Source organism: Marinoscillum sp. HNIBRBA16962, from assembly GCF_057801515.1.
Genome location: NZ_CM173603.1, coordinates 4,080,481 through 4,100,027 on the forward strand (window position 1 = coordinate 4,080,481; position 19,547 = coordinate 4,100,027).

Genomic DNA, 19,547 nt, shown 5'->3' on the forward strand with positions numbered 1-19,547 from the left:
CAACTGAAAATCAACCAGTTACCACATGATGACAAACGTTTAACCTCCGTTGGGTTAATATTCATCAGATTTAGATGGTGGCGGAGTCTTTCTTCCCCAGTCGGTGGGGCTGGCGCCCATCGTAAGCTCCAATACTCCTCCATTTACAATATCCTTGTGATCAATCCATGCTTTGTCATAAGGTACACCGTTCAGTTTTGCAGCCTGAATATATTGATTTTTTTCAGAAAGATTTTTAGCTATGATCTTAAAGTCCCCGGCACCCTGGTGAATGGTCACCTCATCTATATAAGGGGTATTGATCAGGTAATAAGACTGACCGGCATTAGGAAATAAGCCCATCATGTGAAAAGCCAGCCAGGAGGACATGGCTCCTGAGTCATCATTTCCAGGGATCCCGGATCTGGAAGCATTGTAATTTTTGTCGATGATCTGGTAGATACGACTTGAGCTCAGGTCAGGCCTTCCGATCCAGTGATAAAGCGTGGGAGTAAGAAATGAAGGCTCATTGCCTACGTTGTAATATCCGTTTTCGAAAAGGATATCCAATCGCTTACGAAAAGCTTCTTCACCTCCCGACTTCCGAATAATGGAGGCCACATCATGGGGAACATAAAAGGAGTATTCCCAGGAGCTCGCTTCATAGAAAAAGCCACACCACCAACAAACACAATTGGGCCAGTCTTGCGCCAGCGGCGTATAAGGAATGTAACTAACCCTGCCTTCTTTACCATCACACTGAATGCTGTCGATCCATCTACCCGACGGATCTTTTGGCATGATAAAACCCCTGGCTCCATGGTCTTCAATTTCACGCCAGAGGTTTTGCCAGTTGTCCGACTGGTCATAGAATCGATAATATTCACCCATGCGCCCCAGGCCTTTGGCTACAGCTGCCAGGCAGTAGTCGTTATAAGCATACTCCAACGTCCGATTGCCGGCTCTTACAAAACGATTGGAGACATAACCCAGGCTATTGTAATCCGTGAGTCCGCCCCGCCCTTCTTTTTCTTCATTGCCTCCGGGAGGAATGGTAGCATCTTTGACCATCGCTTTAAGGGCCTGGTGATAATTGACGCCTTTAAGGTTTTTAGCGTAAGCATCTGCTATCACCACTTCCGCATTGGAGCCTCCCTGGGTTCGCCCGTTACAGTTGCCGCTACGTGCATCCGGCAAATATCCGTCGTACTTATAGATATTGAGCATCGCATTGATGATCTCTGCCTGACGTTTCGGATCGATCAGGGTTATCAATGGAGATGAAGACCGAAAGGTATCCCAGATCGCATAGAAGTCATCGTAGTATGGAGTGGCTGTCCAGAGTGGGTTTTCATTTGAGCGGTCTACCGGCATCAGCATGGTGTGGTAAAGAGCCGTATAAAACATGGTTTTCTGCTCTTCTGTAGCCGAGCTCCCAAGCTCTATTTTACTAATTAGCGATTCCCATTTGTCTTGCGTTTCCTTTACAACATTTTCGAAATCCCATCCGGGAATTCCCGTGTTCAGATTCTCTTTTGCCTTTGCCGTACTGATAAAGGAGATACCTATTTTCACCTGGACCATCTGTCTTTCGTGATCTTCAAAGTAGCAGATCACGCCAGTCTTTTCCCCTGAGTCAAACTGGCTGACTTCTCCCCTGGTCAGCTCGTCTCCTTTCCAGGTAGAAAAATTCCCGAACGGCTGATCAAACCGGGCATAATAGTAGACCGTATAGGCAGTGCCGTTATTCCATCCGCCACGAATGCGCGAATAGCCCTGCACCTCCGTATCAGATACCACTTCCACCTCGGAGCCTACAAACTGCTGGGCTTCACGGGCATCAGGGACAGGATTCTCCCCTAAAAAGAAGCCGCCGTCTATTTTGATCGCATTCTTTTTAGTATCCTTAAAAGTGTATTGATGAAAAGCTACCCTGTCTGAAGTAGTCAGCTCAGCTTTAATCCCCCACTTTTTGAGATCCACGGCATAATAGCCGGCTCTGGCTACCTCATTTTCCCGTAAAGATCTTTGTTCTATGGATTCAAAATCACCGGAAAAGGGCATAACGAGGATGTTGCCGTACTTAGGTCCACCACCGGTACCGCTTACATGCACCTGGCTAAAGCCCATCAGAGGCACTTCCGTATCCGGGACATACCCGCTATTGGCACCCTGACTATAATCCGGCCCGGGCTTGACCATCCCAAAAGGACAGCTTGGCCCGACAAAGACATTGCCGTCTCCTTCCGAGCCAATGAACGGGTCGATGTAGGAATGAAGGGGTGTTTGTGCAAAAAGAGCGCTACTTTGAAGTAAAATGCTACAAAGAAAAGTCAAGAGTTTGGGAGACATGATGTACGGTTTTGCTTTATGTCGGTGTTGTCACCGACATATTATTATTTATTATTTATTATTCAGTACGATTTGCCGGTTGGTGACAACACCAACCTGAAGCAAAGCGTACGATTTTCTTATGATCAATTACCTAATAATTCTCTGAATTTGTGATAGATCTCGTTGTTTTCGTAAACGCCCTGGAATAGCTCTTCCCCCGCTCCTTTGGCAAAAACCGGAACGGCTGTGGTGGTATGCTGGTCCGTGTTGAAATACACGGCTACACGATCCGGCACTTCGGTTTTCTCACCAGTTTCAGGATTTTCTTCATAATATTTCCCCAGTCCTATACCCCCGGTTTCATGATCTGCCGTCACTACCAAAAGCGTATTTTCATGACTCTCCATATAATCCAGTACTACCCCGATGGTCTCATCAAAATCCAGCACTTCCTGAACGACCATTTCAGCATCTTCGTCATGTCCACCCCAATCGATGTAGGAACCCTCCACCATCAAAAAGAAAGGGTCATCAGATGCCGTGAAATAATCCAAAGCCAGTCTGGTAGCATCCTGGAGATAACTCCCCCGCCCTTCTGTCTTGTTTGGAAGGTTATTTTGGGCCAGCAGAAAGCCATACTGATTTTCAGCGCTAACTTCTGTCAAAAGCTGCGTAGAGTCCATCTGATAACCTGCCAGTTCCAATTCTTTATACAGGTCCTTGCCGTCTTTTCTTTTATTGAAAAACTTCAATCCTCCTCCGGCGAAAAAATCCACACCGGATTTGGGTAAGTAAGCAGCAATGTCCTCGTGCATGTCCCGATCTTTCACATGCGCATAAAAGCTTGCAGGAGTAGCATGTGTAATGGATGTAAGGCTGATCAGTCCGGTTTTGTACCTCTCCTCCTCTTCCAGTTGCTCTACAATTGTAGGGAGCGCTACCGTATCTCCGGACACACCAATAGCCCGCTTGTACGTTTTTTCTCCGGTAGAGAATGCCGTGGCACCGGCAGCCGAATCAGTCACCTTATGGCTGGTGGAGGATGTTTTAATTATACCTATGCTCCTGAACCGTTCAAAATTGGAGGGTGACCCCTTAAAATAAAACGAGGTGGACACCTGCGTAAGCCCCATGCCGTCCCCGATCATGAAAATAATATTCAGGGGTTTCTGTTCTGTGTTTTTATCCTTCTTCTCAGGTGTTTGGCAACCTTTAATAACCATTAAGATCACCACAACCAGTGATATCTTTAAAACAATCTTCATATTTCTATATTTTAACATAAATCCTTCTTTTATACATCCACCAACCTAAAGCCCAGCACAACAACATGAATACTACTGCTGTCATGAATGCGCCAAACGACCCGGGAAATATTACCTGAAAGATCTTTTCGCTTACCCACTCAAAGACATCTAACTCAAGCGTAACAGGAATTAATCTTAAGGTGATGAAAAAAATCTCCGAGAAGAGATAGATCACCAGCGGGTTTTTACCGAAAACATCAAAGAACCGGGTACCGGCTTTTACGTTTCGAAACTCTACTCCATAGATCAGAACCGCCAGGATTGACAGGTCTAAACCAATCGTATAAATTGTAAACGAACTGGTCCATAGTTTTTTGGATATCGGGAAAACCAGATCCCACCACAGGGCAAGCATCATAATCAAAAAACCCGAAATGAGCAGCAGGCTAAGGCCCTCGAAAGTTTTTCCTTTTCTTTGGATAAATACACCTGCGAGATAACCTGCCAATACGTTAACAATGGATGGAAGTGTGCTCAGTAGTCCTTCAGGATCAAATGGTATGGCATCTTTTTTATAAATGTGCCCAAACCCCAACACAGAAAGGTCAAATTTAGTGGCCGCATTGGTGGCCATTTCCAGTTCCTTTCCGGGATCACCAAAGGCATAGAGTACGCCCCAATAAGCCAATAAAATCACTCCACAGAGGATCAAAATTGTGCGTATGGAGCAATGCCTGACCAGTACGGCAGCAAAAAAATAGCACAGTGCAATGCGCTGAAGCACTCCCATGATCCGGGTTTCTCCAATAGGTATCCACTCAAACTGGCCATCAGTTATTCTGAAAAAAGGATACCAGTACATCAGGTAGCCCAGCAAAAAGATCAGGATGGTACGCTTGAATACTTTCTCCCAAAAATCACTTGAAGCGGATTCCTGAAACTTCCTCATGGAAAAGCTCATGGCATTGCCTACAGCAAAGAGAAATGACGGAAATACCAGGTCGGCCAGGGTAAATCCAAACCAGTCGGCATGAACCAGGTATGGATACATCTCCGCCCCCGTCCCGGGAGAGTTTACCAGGATCATCAAAGCAATAGTCAGTCCGCGAAAGACGTCTAGCGAAAGGAAACGTTCCGGTTTTTGACTCAGGCTTTCCTCCATCAATAGTTGTATTCAATTGGTGGCATTTGATTAGTGATCGGCGCTATACGGTTCCTATACTTATCATGTAGCTGTTTTACTACGATCAAGGGATCTCCGGAGGGCTTCAAAGGATAATCCTTCCTTGAGTTTACCCATTGCCACTCCCACTGTTGTATTTCCGCATCAAAGGCCTGTTGATCGAAATTGCCCCAGTTTTCTTTAACCTGGACAAAGAAGCGTTCCCACCTTGGCTGATAAAAGTCCGAAAACAGACCACTCCACTGCCTGCAGGCATACTCATGAAGAAAGTTATCAGGACCACCCCAGAGGGTAATCAGGTTTTTGGCATTTCGCTCATAGAGGGCTTTCTCTTCATCATTTCCTCCCCAGCTTCGCGCATCAGCTATCCATGGCCCCAATAAGAAGTCTTTTTGAGTGCCTAAAAGACGATCCATATCCTCAATCAATTCAATGAATTCAGCGCTATATTGATCGAAAGCGGCCCGATCACCGGCTTCATAAGCCAGTGCTATTTGCTGCTGAAGCGGCAGGGCATAATTGGCCAGCACCTGCCGGGTTATGTCCACCAGGTCATACTGACACCCTTCGTAAGAACCACATTCGGGAATTGCCTGAACAAAAAGATCCCACGCCGGAAGCAAATCTTCAGGAGCATAATTCAGCTTGGTCCGCGCCCACCGTCGGTATGCCTCAAAGGTAGGCCGTGCTGAAATGATCGTTTCTGCCCCATCCCGGATCGACTTACCATTGTAGACGGTCCTGACCAAAATATCCCAGGCCTGGAGCAAGCCTTCATTGACTTTACCATATCTGTTGCGGTTATATTCTTTCAGCCATGATTGAAGATCAATCGGCTCGTCTCTCCACGTATGGTCCGTCATCAGCTCGTAGAGGACCGGGTTTTGTTCGATCCCTTCCATGGTCAGGCCAATGCCCTTCAGATTACCGGAAGTGGAGTCTTTCAAGGCCAATGCCGGTTGTTCTGCCACGGTCTCTATTCGGCCAAACATGCTGATATTCCCACCAAAATTATGAAGCATGTTCCATATCCACTGCTTACCGTAAAAAGCCTCTGTTCGCTTCCAGACCGGTTCGATTTCTGCTGCCAGATCCAGGATGATCATCCGGTCATCAGGCACGGCACCTAGCAATCCCTGGATTTGCGGAGCTTTCCAGAAATCCCGGTGGCTATAAAAAAGCCATCCCTGCATCACCCAGATCGCATCCGGGTCTGCGGCTTTCATACCCTCAAAGACCTTAGCACTAAGATCCCCCAGGTATTCGGGATCGTCTGATGGTGGTTCATTTTCATTGAAGGTATCAGCGGTATACAGGTTATCCGTACCATAGATCTCTTCCTGTTTTTCCAGAAACTTCTTACCGATCTCAGCAAATAACGGATCATTGGCATCCAGGATGTACGTATCCCCGAAACCATTGCCCCAGTTGGTTTTCTTAAGGTTGGCTTCCGGAAAAAAAATCTTAAAAGAAGCCGGAACATGCCCGGTAAATGCAGGCAAAACCGGCTTCATTCCTAACTCCCGTTCACGTTGCAGTATTTTCTTTTGTAAATCCCGGTGACTCTCTTTCCAGCTCATGGGGAGTGGTCCGCCCCAGCCGTCCAGGTTGCCCATCCAAAACCAGGAGAAATATGCCGGACCGCTAAAGAAGTCTTCTAAGTCCTGGTCTGTAAACCCATAGTCTTTATACACCTCATCCCATACATATTCCTGACCTGTGATGGCCAGGGGCATGTTGATCCCATGCAATGCCATCCAGTCGATCTCCTGCTCCCACCGCTCCCAGTCCCACCAGCTCATCGTGTAGTTAAACGTGCAGTAGTTTAAATAATAACGGTATTCGTAGGGGCTTTCCTTCCTGACCGGTTCAGGAACTAAAGGTAGGTTTTCAGGTAAGTCCAGGTTTGTACCATTCCAGGTGATTTGGCAGTGTGCATATTCGCGCAGGTAATAATACAACGCTGAAGCTACAGCTACCCCATTGTTACCGCGAAGAATGATCTTACCGTTTTCAGAAGCTACCTCGAATACATCCTTTTTCCCTCCAGGAAGATTTTCCACTACAAATGCTTCTGCATGGTCAGGGACGACCCTACGGATCAAAGTAAGTATGGGATCTTCCTCCTGAATGGGTTCTTTTTGAGCACAACTGGCTATTAAAACTGCTGTTGCGATCCAAAAAAAGATGACATAGCTATTTTGCAAAAATAAGAGCTTTAAAAAATACTGGAGTCCGAGAAAAGATTTTGCTTTCGAAGGAAATTCTTCAAAATCCACCTCTAAATCCCCTAAAGGGGACTTTTTGATCACCCCTTCAGGGGACGGGGGTAATTTTAGGAAATCTAAAAAATCTTTTCTCATTTCGTTTAAACGTACTTTTTTAGAGTATTAAAATTTAGTCGGATGACAATAATTCTAAACAAGAAGAAGGTTACAAAAGATATCCCGAGTAGTATGACTGCCCGGATACTTCTTCCTGTGATCACCCTTTGATTAAAATTTCAGCGTGTCAGGAAGGAACTTAGCTGCCAGGTCTTCATAATAGGGTCTCAACTCTTTCACATTCGGAGGAACCGGAGCTTTAGAATACAGATCGTAGGGGTTAAAGGCCTTTACCCACTCAAACATCTCCCTGTCATGTTTACTCAACAAATGACCATATGCACCTTCTCTATGCTGCGCATAAAATGAATGATACCTGATCATATACAATGCCGGTTCAGGCAAATAGTCCTTCATAATGTGATACAAGTATTCATCATGTCCCCATGACATGTGCACATTATCCAGACCACAGTTTGGTTCATAAACCCCATACTTTGTATTGTACTTTTCATCGTTAGAGTCAGGGTTTTGCTCAAAAAACTCCGGGTAAACGATCTTATCCGAATGCTTGCACCCTACCGGAAACGTATCTCCAACTACGGCCCACTGAGGCTCACCAAAGAGACACAATACCTTACCCAGGTCATGTAAGAATCCGGTCAGGATGAACCAGTCAGGATGTCCGTCAGCGCGAATCGCTTCGGAAGTCTGTAAAAGATGCTGGGTTTGATCCAGGTCAATATCGGGATCTGAATCATCTACGAGTGTATTTAAATAATCCACAGCATCCCATAGGGACATCTCCCTTCTATTAAACTGTAAAAAGTCACGTTCCTTTTCCAGGACAAAATCATACGTCTGGTTGATATGATTGAGCCGGTAAAACTCCTTTACAGTATCTCTGCCAGGCTCATCGTAATTACGATAATCCTCTTTGGCCTTGTGTGCTTTTTCAGGATATCTCCTGACCACGTCGTCTTCCCACTCCTCTAAATTTTTCAGTGGGGCATCAGATGAATTTATATTTTCCATAATGATGAATTTATATTTTTCAATAATTAACTTCCCAAAGAAACTACAAGATACAGCAGGCCTATTATCAGAACCACTACTCCCCAGGACAGCATAAATCCCATCCAGTCCTGCCTATTCCATCTATAAAGCTCCCAATTAGAGTTTGGGAAAATGAGTCGTTCTTCTAACTGATCATCACCTGTACCTACAGGCCTTACACGTTTTCTCATATTCCTATAAAATTTTTCCAATAGTTTTGGATCATCCTGCTTTGTAAACAAGGCAACCAGGATGAGGATAATAAAAGGAAATACCAACCTGATCAACAGTCTGATAGTCTCATTAAGTGCATAGGGGTTTTGCCTCAGATCAAAACCCACGTAATCCAGGAACAACAGCTCAAGATAAATATAGCCACTACCATATAATGACTGGTCACCATCTCCCTTTTTTAACCCCTTAGACCAGAAAACCGACCGCTGAGGAAGGGTGTAAGACCTCTGAATCTCATCCCCAAGTGAAATAGGCTGTGGCAGATCCACAGATGTCCGTTCATCAGGAGGTAATGCCTTCCATTGCTCTATCCGAGCTTCCCTGACTTCCACATCCAGTTTTTTTGCTGTATATGTTCTCACGATTGGAGCAGGATCAGTTTGCTTCAGTAGTGCGTCGTTTGTCCTAACCGATGGCCAAATCGTAGGTATGAGTAATGGTATCAGGTAAAACAGTGAAAAGGTTAAGAGGATCGAAATCCAGGCTGCGTTTTTATTTGCCTTTCTCCATTTTAATCCAAGCCAGAAAGCTGCTACGAAAATCACAAAAAACTCCCAGATGAATTTCAGGATCTGTAAGATGTTATCAAACTGTGTGGTGACAATGGCTGCACCTATCAGAAACAGTCCACCGGAAATTCTCCCGGCCCAAATGTAATGATTGGCCGAACGGTCCGGGAAAAATGGGCGGTACAGATTGCTGACTATAAGACCTGATACCGTGATCATCAGGCAATCGGCGGTAGACATAAGAGCGGCCATCAGACTGGCCAACATCAACCCTACCAGACCGATATTTAGCGGACCAAGTAATGTCCTTGTAGCATGCCCCCATACCAAATCAGAATTGGTAAGCTGCCCGCCAAAAAGCAAGATAGCGGCTAGTCCCAGGACACCCCACATGATAGTTACAACCCGTTTCATAAAGGTCCCTGTCACAAATCCTACTCTGGCAGAGTATTCATCCCGAGCTGCACCAGCCGTAACCAGCTGATTGGGTTGGGTAACGACAGTAAGTCCTGAAACAAGTGCAGCTGTAGCAATAAAATACCAGGTAAAATCTATAGTAGCCGGTGACCCGAAAACCTCAAATGCGCTCTCGGGCAATCTTTCATGCAAATGACGGAGTGCCTGACCTGCACCACTCCCACCATAGAGGGAGTTGATCTCTGACCAGGCAAAGGGTATGAGAATAAATGACAGTAGAATAATAAATACTCCCTGCAGTAAATCTGTATAAAATGCTGCTTCAAGCCCGCCCAGTGAAGTATATATAATTACAATAATACATATACTCCACACCAGTGTCTGCTCGGAAAGGTACGAGAAGAGTGCACGGGGGGGCTGCTTTCTCAATGTAGCGAGCTCGGATTTTTCACTCTCTGAGAGGTATTCAAAATCCTGGTTTTGGAGGACAAAAAGTCGTTCTGACTTCTCTTTTTCCAAAAGTTCATTTGCTGTGAGCTCAGTATCCGGCTTGGGTGTCATAGCCATGGCAGTAACTGTTACAGCCTTATATCCTACGGAAAGTAAGCCCATCATACCGATTGTCGCTACCAGGGCATAAGTAGCAGCCATTTTCTTTGATCCATACCGCGCTTCGTAAAAATCACCCATCGTGATCATCCGTAAGCGTCTCAACCATGGAGCGGTGATCCAAAAAACGGGTGTAGCAAACAGCATGAGCAATGAACTCCAAATGCCGCTGGCACCATTATTATAAGTAGTAGTAGCTACTCCGGCAGGCCCATCTGCCGAGGTGGCCTGCCCGAAGCTGGCAAAGGTTGAAAACAGTTTGCCAAACTTTCTGCCTCCGAGGAAGTAATCCTCCTCTTCCCGGATAGATAAACTTGACTTTATCCCGATATATACTATACCAGCAAAGTAAATGGCCAAAACAGCTATATCTATATACGAAAGTCCTAGTATCATTTTTATTTGATCATTTTTCGATAAACTGCCACTGTGTATTCCCTTTCTTTACATATTCCTGTTTTTCAGGAAAAGCAGGCTCACCTTCAAAATTTTCAACAATAAGTCCCTTTACATTATCCGCATGAATGGCACTACCAAAGTAGTCGGGCCTGTTTTCTCCCCATGAAACACTGCAATTGTGCACAAATATCTTACTGGCATTTTTCAGGAAGAATCCCGAGGTATCAGCCTGAATCATGTCATCCCCTTCACAAGGACGGCAATCGTAAACCCCTCCCTGATAATTCGTCGTTTTATCTATTTCAATATCAATATCATTGAAACGGATATTGGTGATCAGATCAGGCTGTTCTGCCCCTACAAAAATTCCATTTTCACTTTTACATCTGAAATTAGCAAACGTAATGTTTTTCACCTCTCCCACTTCTCCTTTGGAACTACCTGGTTTTAATCGCCATCCTGCATCTTTGTGATCATTGGAAGCTCTTGGGTAAGCAGTCACATAGATAGGTTCTGCTTTACCCCACCACACATCCGAAAACAGTCGGCATTCCAGGATCACATTGGAGAAGATCACATCCGAAACCGTTCCTTCATCCCGGTTTTGAATACCAATACCGCGGCTGCTTCCTTTTATAATACAATTATTAAAGGTCACTCTACGAATGGCATCTACGTTTTCAGACCCTATCTTCACTGCACATGAGGTGGAAACAAACGTGCAATTGGAGATCACTACGTCTTCGCAACTACCATACTCCTCGTATTCCCGACGATTTTTCAAGCAAATACAATCATCTCCCGATTCTATGTGGCAGTTAACAATACGCACATTCTTACAATGGTCTATATCAATTCCGTCACTGTTTCTAATCTTCAGGTGATTATATATGGAAATGTCCGAAATGCCCACATCATTACAACCCACAAAGTGGAGCGCCCAATAAGCGGCATTCTTTACGGTAATGCCTGTTACTTTAATATTCTGCCCACCTATCAAGGTGAGAATATGAGGCCGTGGATCTGTTTCAATAAATGGTTTTAACTCGAAAGCATCAGGTAGTTCCTGCCCCATAAAAGCTACTCCATTTCCATCAATGACTCCTTTGCCACAAATAGAAACATTTTCGATATTTTCACCTCCTATCCAGATCGTACCCTCTCCCTTGTTCCCTTTGAAAGCACTTTTTGTATAAACCGTTTCATCAGGATTGGCTTTAAGCACCGCACCTCTTTCTAAGTATAATTCTATATTTGACTTAAGAAAAAACGGACTAACAAGAAAAACTTTACCAGATGGAATTAATACAGTACCGCCTCCGGCCTCATGACAAGCATCTATTGCTTTTTGGATCGCCTCAGCATCGTCACTTTGCCCATTTCCTCTTGCTCCGAAATCAATAATATTGTATATTGCCATATATATGTACTACATAATTACATATTGCAATATATGTAAAAAACTCTAACAAACAAGTGTTGGAATTTGTAATATTTGATATTTTATCCACCTCATATTAGCACATTAGTAATGAAAGAAACCAGTTCCAGACCACAACCAGTGAAGAATTTCTCCCTGGCAGAACAAGTTGAAGAAAGCCTCATGCGTTATCTGAAAGAAAACAGGTTCAAGACAGGGGATCCATTACCCAAAGAGACCGAATTGGCAGAATATCTGGGGGTAAGTCGGAATATTGTCCGTGAGGCACTCAGCAGACTCCGGATGCTGGGCATTATAGAGTCAAAGAAGAGAAAGGGGATGATTATCTCCGAACCCGATCTGTTAGGTGGAGTAGAACGCGTAATGGATCCGGATCTCCTCGGGGAAAAAGCTATGCAAAATATTTTTGAACTCAGGCTGGTGCTGGAAGTAGGGATGAGTGACCTTTTATTTATCCGGAAAAAACCCGACGATGTGAAGATATTACAGGATATCGCTGAGCGGGAAGCAGCTGACCCACTTTGCGCGGATAGCATCAAAACCAGACTGGAATATGAGATAGAGTTTCATTCACATCTCTATCAAATGTCAGGAAATGATACCTTAAACAGGTTCCAGTCTCTGCTGCTACCGGTATTCCATTACATGATGGAACAGGAGGCCAAACTTCAGAAAAAACCGGAAAAAGGAAATATCTCTCACTTTGACCTTGTGGAAACACTGCGTTCAGGGACTGCTGATGATTTTAGGGAAAACATGCGGGAGCACCTTACTCCTCACTATAAGAAACTGCAACGGGCAGCGGAGAAAGGGTAAGCTGATGGGTTTTGAATATTACTTTTTGCCATCGTTTGTGTCCCCTCAAACGATGAAGTAATGAGCAAAGAAAATGTTTGTGAAGACACAAACAGGGACAGATGAATCGGGTCCGGACTTCAAGGACTTGTAGTAGCGATAAACGAGCCTCTTTATTCGTGGAATGTATAAGGTATTTATAGTGGGAACAGAAAGATATGCTTTAATACACCGCTATATGAAAAATAAGTAGACAAAAGGTACTAATACACAAATGTTACCACATGGTCTCAACAACCCCAAAGTAAAAATACCAGTTAAAAATTGTATCTTTGGCTAATTAAATTTAAGATCAATAAGGATGAATATAGATACCATAAAGGTTGAACTTATCGATTGGATTGCTCAACTCAATGATCAGCAAGCTATAAACAAATTGTTGATCTTGAAAAAAAATATGAGTACTCACAAAAAGAATCCTGATTCGAAAATATACGGCTCGGGCAAGCATTTGGTGGAATATATCGCCGACGATTTCAACGAAACTCCTGACATGTTTAAAGAGTATCAAAAATGAATTACCTGATCGATACTCATGTCCTACTCTGGTATATCGTTGGTGACAAAAGAATTAACAAAGAGACTCAAACCAAAATAGAAAATGAATCAAATGCCATTTATTTGAGTAACGCAAGCCTATGGGAAATTGCAATAAAAGTCAGTATTGGCAAATTAAAACTAAAAGGAAGCTTAATTGACTTACAAAACTACCTGAATGACAAAGGATTTAAGATACTTGAATTTGACTTTGAAGATTTACAAACAATGCAGACTTTGCCTTTTCATCATCAGGATCCATTTGATAGGTTAATCATCGCCCAGGTTAAAGCCAAGGCATTTGAAATTATTACAAATGACTCACTGGTACAAAAATACTTTGAATAACCAAACACGTGGGTAACAACCGCAAAAATGAATATGCGAACAAGAAACTTCAGAGCTTCTAGCAAATGGTACGCATACTCATCATAGCTGTGCGTTACATGTCATTCCTGCAAAACCGTTCCGGGACTGCTGATGATTTTAGGGAAAACATGCGGGAGCACTTAACCCCACACTATAAGAAACTGCAACGGGCAGCGGAGAAAGGGTAAGCTGATGGGTTTTGAATATAACTTTTAGCCATCGTTTGTGTCCCCACAAACGATGAAGTAATGAGCAAAGAAAATGTTTGTGAAGACACAAACAAGGACAGATTTGTATTAACAAGTTCCGGTTAATTCAAAAACCCGGTAACAACAACCGATCTCTCTAAACCTGCCATTCTATGTATGAAATAAGGGACCGGAAACTGTCTTCCGATCCCTCAATTATGAAGAAGAAATTCTAAAAAAACACTAATTGATCGGGGCATATATTACCCCAAGTTTATCTACCTCATCTCCCGATCGTCCATGAAAACCGACGATCTGCCATCCTGCCGGCGCTGTGAATGTGACATTATCATTTGTATAGTTTCCACCACCCAGGGTACGGTTTTGGTTGGTTCTGAACTCCGCCCTGAATATCCGGGTATGTCCGTCTTTTTTCCCCTGGCAAAGCAGCACCTCATTGAAATATTCGCCCGTATTGAGCGTCAGTTCCTGATAAGTGCCTCCGTTTCCTCCATGTACCAAAGTAGGACCTCCTGACAAGGCGACACCTACCTGATCTAACCTGCTTCCCGCTCTCAAAAAGAGTTTGTCAACAACGGGGTTTTGAGGAATTAGATTGACATCACTAAAAGAAGTGCCGTGAGGCCCGCCAAACTGATCACTTAAGTGTAGGTCTTCTGCAAGCTCCCAGTCAAACTGTACATATATCGGACGATGATCGGAGAGCATGTCACCGTTTTCATCTCTAAACTTACTCTCCTCATAGGAAAAAGTAGTTGGTTCTAAGTTGATAAAATCATTCCCACGATAAAAAACTTTATCCACAATTTCACATTGAGGATCGTTATACTGGATGCTATTGTCACACACAAGAGCAGCCGTACCTATTGCTGGTTCTGTGCCGCCTTTTATAAGCTCCACCCACACATCCGTAAGGCCCAGCGTAGTGAGCTCGCGGATATTATCACCGGACCGGGTATAGCGGCAGTTCATATCACCCATCACCACTACTGCGTTTCCTGCTGAAAATGAAGCTATAAAGTTTTTCAGTTGAGTGATATTGGATCTGCGTGCTGCAAGATCAGCCTCTCCTACACTGGCATTAGGATGTGCATTGTAAAAATCAATATAGACTCCCGGTGCAATCCTGTGCCTGGCTACAGTAAATCCCTTCGGGGTGAGGCAATCCGTACCATTACAATCATTCCATTTGATTCGCTGAAAATCAGTGAAGTGGAAATTGGACATGGTATTGAGTCCGTCACCAAACGGTACTCCTCCACTGGTAGGTGTCCTGTGTGGATGATTATCATTTGCATACAAAGTGGCGTGGTAGTTGAAGTCCTCCTGTACATGGACCACATCATAGTCTCTGACGAGTTGGCCCATAGCAGGGGTATTTGCCTCCGGATTACCACTGGACAAAAAGCCTGGTAGTCCGGATACATTGTAGGTTAGTACGGAAAATGAGTGGGTTGAATTCTCCAGATTTGCTTCAGATGGACTGTCGGTCAGCTCAGGCTGAGGATCGCTCAGCTCATCACATCCGATGATACACACTACCAGGGCTAAAAATACAGATACTTTTTTCATATTTGGTTCTTTTTGGTTTTAGGTTAATTTATTCGAATCATTAATGCCCCTCTACGAACCAGGCCAATCCTGATTACAGCTTACCCGTCATCTCCAGGGTGAGCTTTCCTCCTTTTACTATATCACTATGATTGATTACATGCTGGTTCTCTAAAGGCACATTATTTAACTGCATATTCTTTATGTATATATTCTGATCACTGTTTCCCAGGGTCTCTATCACAAATTGCTCTCCCGGGTAGTATTCAGGATTAAGTGCTATTGTCACTTTGTCAAACACCGGGCTTCCAATCTCATAAACCGGATCTTCTTCTGTACCACCGGTCATTTGAAACAAACCGATCTTCATGAGCACAGCCAGCGCCCCCATCAACCCCTGGTCTTCGTCACCATTATAGCCTCTATCGGTCTGCAAACCTTCGTACACAGCATCCACCACTTTCCGGGACCAGTACTGACTCAGATCGGGTCTTCCCAGGTAGTTGAAAATAAAGGCTGTCTGAATGGAGGGCTGATTGCCATAATTAATCGGGATGCGAGAGTACTCCGGATGACGCTCCCTGGCATGTGATGTTCCGGAGGTGAAACCCAGTTTTTCTGCAGCCTCAAACTGAGCATTCAGTTTTTCAACAGCTTTTTCTCTGCCCCCCATCAGCCCTGCCAACCCCCTGATATCATGCGGCACGAACCATGTGGCCTGAGCTCCATTGGCTTCATTAAAGCCATGCTCGTATTCATAAGGATCAAATGGATCATACCAGTTTCCGTCCACATCTTTGGGTCTCATCCATTTTTGGACTGTGTCAAAAACGTTGTGATAATTTTGCGCCCGTCCTGTAAAATACTGGTAATCATCTTGCTTACCCAGCGCTTTAGCAAACTGGGCCAGGGTCCAGTCCTGGTAGGCATATTCCAGGGTCAGGCTGGCTCCATCCTGATGTGCCCCAAATTCACCTTCGGGAATTGGGAATGGTACATAGCCTTTTTCCAGGTAATGCTCCAACCCTCCTCCAAGAGAAGTTTCGTGTTCATATCCAGCTTTAGCCATAATACCTCCGGACAGATGATTCTTTTTTAATGCTTCATAGGCAAGCTCCGCATCATATCCCCGGATTCCCTTTTGATAAGCACTAACAATAAAGGGGGTACTGCTGGCTCCGGTCATCACATAAGTGTAGTTACCTCCTGACGGCCCCCTGGGTACTAATCCTCCATCTTTATAATATTGCAGCAGTGAGTTAACAAACCCTTCGGTGATTTCTGGGTAAACCAAATGCCAAAGCGTATTAATAGTCCATTGAGCTCCCCAAAACGAATCTGAGTTGTAATGGACGAAAAGTGGCTCTCCTTTCTCATCCAATGGTAATCGTCTTACCTGAAACGTGTCCCGGGTATTGTCTGGGTAAAAGCCATTGAAATCACTGATGGTACGTCGGCCTTGCAACGCATGCCAGAGATCAGTGTAAAATCTCCTTCTCTGATCCCTGGTACCTCCCTCCACCCGGATACGCCCCAGGTATTCGTTCCATTCATTGCGAGAGTCTTCCACCACCTGATCAAAATCCCACTGTGGCATTTCCATATACAGGTTGTAGGTGGCGTTTTCTACGGAAGTATAAGAAAGAGCTACTTTCATTTTCACTTTTGCGGACGAGTCCGCTTCCAGTGAAAGCAGATAATTACCATTTCCATCCGGCCCTTTTAGCCCGGTTACATCACAGTTAAACTCAATCCGGAAAAAGACTTTGGTCTCTTTTATTCTTCTGAATGTAGGCGCATTTACCAATTGACCAGTAAAAACCCGGGTATTAATGCGTTTCAGAGATCCAGCGGTAATCTCTGAAGGCCCCAACTGTCCACCAAGATTGATGATCATCGCATTATTCTTTCCTGAAAACGTGTACCTGTGAAATCCTACTCTTTTGGTACTGGTCAATTCTGCGACAATTCCGTACCTTTCCAGCTCTAGCCGATGGTATCCGGGTTTTATTATTTCTTTCTGATGGTCAAAATAGGAATGGTAATCCCTGGTGATATCCGTCTGATCATCTTGTAAACTCACCGGCATCACGGATAGACCCGATAGCTGCCATGCATGAATGTGGCTAAATCCCCTGACAGTATCAGTCTGATAGCGGTAACCGCTATTCCATGCACCGTTAATTTCTGCATCCGGGCTGAGGTTGACCATCCCAAAAGGTCTGCAAGCAGATGAAAAGTAAAACCATCGGGAGTTTTCCGTATCAAGCTGTGGATAGACCAGATCGACAGGCTCCTTATGGTTTTCCGCTACCCATTGGCAACCAGTCACACCCAAGCACACCATCACCCACCCGGAAAATATCCAATTCAGCTTCTTCATTGGCAAAAAGTTCAACATGGTACACTATTACCTTTAATCATTAAAATGCTATTCCTTTCAATACATGAATCATCTTGTTGAAGACTGATCGTAGTTTTAATACTTCGAGACTGATCAATACACAGACAGTCCGGAAGAATAAATCCTACACCAGTAAGAGGAAAAAAACCCGGAAACAAAGCAGGGCTGTTTAAAACAGCCCTGCGGTAATTGTATGAGAAGTTAACTAACAAACTTAATTTTCATTGTGAATCAATAATCGTTCTGGGTAATGCTTCCTCCTGAAGCGTCAATTTCGTGTTGAGGGATTGGTCTCAACAAATGCCTGGTAGTAAGTGCGTCGTGTAATGCCGCATGCGGATTATGCGCCAAAGTTCGCTCAATGAGCTTTCCGGTTCTTTTCAGATCCATCCAACGATTTACCTCTCCTGTAAGTTCTCTGGCCCTTTCATCTAGTATGAAGTCCAGATCCACGTCACCCTCGGCAACTGCTACTGTCAATCCTGACCTGGATCTTAGCGTAGTAAGACGTTCGGCAGCCGTTGTTGTATTTCCACTCCGTAGGTATGCTTCTGCAGCTATCAGGTATGCTTCACCGGATCGCATCACCACCATATCCCGCTCACCCTGAGAGGGTTGATCCGGCTGAAACCATAGCACTCCGGGATCATCGAATTTACGAAACATTGGATAGTGAACATTGGTATAGCCATCATTTGTAAAGTATGTATCCGGATTAATTACTGCATAAGGTACGGCATCTATTTCTGCCTGACTCCATGCTGTTTCAGGGAAATAGATAGCGGTATCTCCTGCTGCAATACTATTATCAGGTGCATCAACTTCCGCATAAATCACTCTTCTGAAAGTAGCTGCTGCACGCTCATCACCCGCTTCAAACAAGCTAAAATAAAAAGGAGTGAGGGCAGAAGCGTATCCATTAAACCCACGCTGATAGGTAGAGCTTCTGTTTGTCATTCCAAAATCACCATAGTTAAAGTAATCAAACTTATACATCATATGACGTGAGTTACCCCAACCCCTGCTAGTTGAATTGCTACCAAACAGATAGGAGAATATCACCTCAGAGTTTCGCTGATTGTCGATATCCACCAGGTCAGCATAGGTAGAAACCAGCGGATGATTGGTGATGACCGTTTCGGCCAGCGAAGCAGCGTCTGTGAAGTCAGTGGAAGATGCAAAGTCTTTGTATCCCCGAGTCAACAACACTTTAGACATCAAATGCCTTACTGCGTCTTTGGATACCCGTCCATATTCTTCCTGGCTCTCATCTACAGCATCTAATGCATCTTCCAGATCTGCCAAGATCTGAGTGTATACCTCTTCCTCCGAAGCACGTGTGAAATTTGTTTGCGCTGTTGTTACCTGATCCACTACTAATGGAACTCCGCCAAAGTTTTCCACCAGGTTAAAATAAGACCAGGCCCTGAAAAACTTGGCTTCTCCCACTCCATGAGTCATGACATTTTCATCTAGCCCTTCTATTGCATCTGCATTCTCTATGACCACATTTGCAGCGCCAATGATTTCATACTGATTTCTCCAGTACACCTCATATACCCAGGCAGTAGGAGTCACATTTACATAGTCATTGAATTCATCTGATCCTGACAAGGGTGACTTCCTGGTTGCTATGTCCGTACCCAGGTCTTCCAGTACATAATACATATCAGGATCGTACCGGGTGGTGAATTCCCGTGATCTTTCGTAAACTGATGCCACCAGTTGATCAAAAGTTTCAGCATGAGCTGTTGCGGTTTCGATAGTAACCGATCTCCGGTTCTCTTCGTCCAGGAAGTCTTCACATCCGGCTATAGCGAAGCCTAAGACGAGAAGTATCCCAATCAATTTATAGTTAATAAATTTCATTTCTTCTTATTTTTTAATTTG

General features: G+C 44.3%; 14 protein-coding genes. 4 read left to right on the forward strand and 10 right to left on the reverse strand.

The features are described 5' to 3' along the window. Positions 1-54 precede the first annotated feature (54 nt). The 7 genes from AC3E9V_RS16810 to AC3E9V_RS16840 all read right to left on the reverse strand — a co-directional run bounded on the left by AC3E9V_RS16810 (position 55) and on the right by AC3E9V_RS16840 (position 11,711). Positions 55-2,331: a GH92 family glycosyl hydrolase gene (locus AC3E9V_RS16810; RefSeq protein WP_488749302.1), complete on the reverse strand. Its 2,277-nt coding sequence runs from the start codon at positions 2,329-2,331 to the stop codon at positions 55-57. Positions 2,332-2,456: 125 nt separating this feature from the next. Next, on the reverse strand, positions 2,457-3,578 hold the full coding sequence (locus tag AC3E9V_RS16815; RefSeq protein ID WP_488749303.1) for an alkaline phosphatase: 1,122 nt from the start codon (positions 3,576-3,578) through the stop codon (positions 2,457-2,459). 4 nt (positions 3,579-3,582) lie between these two features. Further along, complete coding sequence (locus AC3E9V_RS16820) at positions 3,583-4,722, reverse strand: acyltransferase family protein (protein WP_488749304.1); 1,140 nt, start codon at positions 4,720-4,722, stop codon at positions 3,583-3,585. Further along, positions 4,722-7,106: an alpha-N-acetylglucosaminidase gene (locus AC3E9V_RS16825; protein ID WP_488749305.1), complete on the reverse strand. Its 2,385-nt coding sequence runs from the start codon at positions 7,104-7,106 to the stop codon at positions 4,722-4,724. Before AC3E9V_RS16825 ends, AC3E9V_RS16820 begins: the two co-directional genes overlap by 1 nt. Positions 7,107-7,238: 132 nt before the next feature. Beyond that, positions 7,239-8,102 carry an inositol oxygenase family protein gene (locus AC3E9V_RS16830; RefSeq protein ID WP_488749306.1) on the reverse strand — a complete coding sequence of 288 codons (864 nt, stop codon included), beginning with the start codon at positions 8,100-8,102 and terminating at the stop codon, positions 7,239-7,241. A 26-nt stretch (positions 8,103-8,128) separates the two neighbouring features. Further along, complete coding sequence (locus tag AC3E9V_RS16835; protein ID WP_488749307.1) at positions 8,129-10,288, reverse strand: sodium:solute symporter family protein; 2,160 nt, start codon at positions 10,286-10,288, stop codon at positions 8,129-8,131. A 10-nt stretch (positions 10,289-10,298) separates the two neighbouring features. Then, on the reverse strand, positions 10,299-11,711 hold the full coding sequence (locus tag AC3E9V_RS16840; protein WP_488749308.1) for a glycoside hydrolase family 28 protein: 1,413 nt from the start codon (positions 11,709-11,711) through the stop codon (positions 10,299-10,301). A gap of 111 nt (positions 11,712-11,822) precedes the next feature. Here AC3E9V_RS16840 and AC3E9V_RS16845 point away from each other — a divergent pair, with 111 nt between their 5' ends. The 4 genes from AC3E9V_RS16845 (at position 11,823) to AC3E9V_RS16860 (ending at position 13,681) form a co-directional block, all read left to right on the forward strand. Beyond that, a complete protein-coding gene (locus tag AC3E9V_RS16845) occupies positions 11,823-12,548 on the forward strand; it encodes a FadR/GntR family transcriptional regulator (RefSeq protein ID WP_488749309.1) in 726 nt (241 codons plus the stop codon). 340 nt (positions 12,549-12,888) lie between these two features. Continuing rightward, positions 12,889-13,104 carry a hypothetical protein gene (locus tag AC3E9V_RS16850; protein ID WP_488749310.1) on the forward strand — a complete coding sequence of 72 codons (216 nt, stop codon included), beginning with the start codon at positions 12,889-12,891 and terminating at the stop codon, positions 13,102-13,104. Then, positions 13,101-13,472 carry a type II toxin-antitoxin system VapC family toxin gene (locus AC3E9V_RS16855; protein WP_488749311.1) on the forward strand — a complete coding sequence of 124 codons (372 nt, stop codon included), beginning with the start codon at positions 13,101-13,103 and terminating at the stop codon, positions 13,470-13,472. The genes AC3E9V_RS16850 and AC3E9V_RS16855 overlap by 4 nt, the downstream gene beginning before the upstream one ends. A 65-nt stretch (positions 13,473-13,537) precedes the next feature. Then, positions 13,538-13,681: a hypothetical protein gene (locus AC3E9V_RS16860; RefSeq protein WP_488749312.1), complete on the forward strand. Its 144-nt coding sequence runs from the start codon at positions 13,538-13,540 to the stop codon at positions 13,679-13,681. A 243-nt stretch (positions 13,682-13,924) separates the two neighbouring features. Here AC3E9V_RS16860 and AC3E9V_RS16865 read toward each other — a convergent pair whose 3' ends face one another. From AC3E9V_RS16865 to AC3E9V_RS16875, 3 genes are all read right to left on the reverse strand, one after another. After that, a complete protein-coding gene (locus AC3E9V_RS16865) occupies positions 13,925-15,274 on the reverse strand; it encodes a jacalin-like lectin (RefSeq protein ID WP_488749313.1) in 1,350 nt (449 codons plus the stop codon). A gap of 73 nt (positions 15,275-15,347) precedes the next feature. Then, positions 15,348-17,636: a GH92 family glycosyl hydrolase gene (locus tag AC3E9V_RS16870; RefSeq protein ID WP_488749314.1), complete on the reverse strand. Its 2,289-nt coding sequence runs from the start codon at positions 17,634-17,636 to the stop codon at positions 15,348-15,350. A 252-nt stretch (positions 17,637-17,888) separates the two neighbouring features. Beyond that, a complete protein-coding gene (locus AC3E9V_RS16875; RefSeq protein WP_488749315.1) occupies positions 17,889-19,526 on the reverse strand; it encodes a RagB/SusD family nutrient uptake outer membrane protein in 1,638 nt (545 codons plus the stop codon). Positions 19,527-19,547 lie beyond the last annotated feature (21 nt).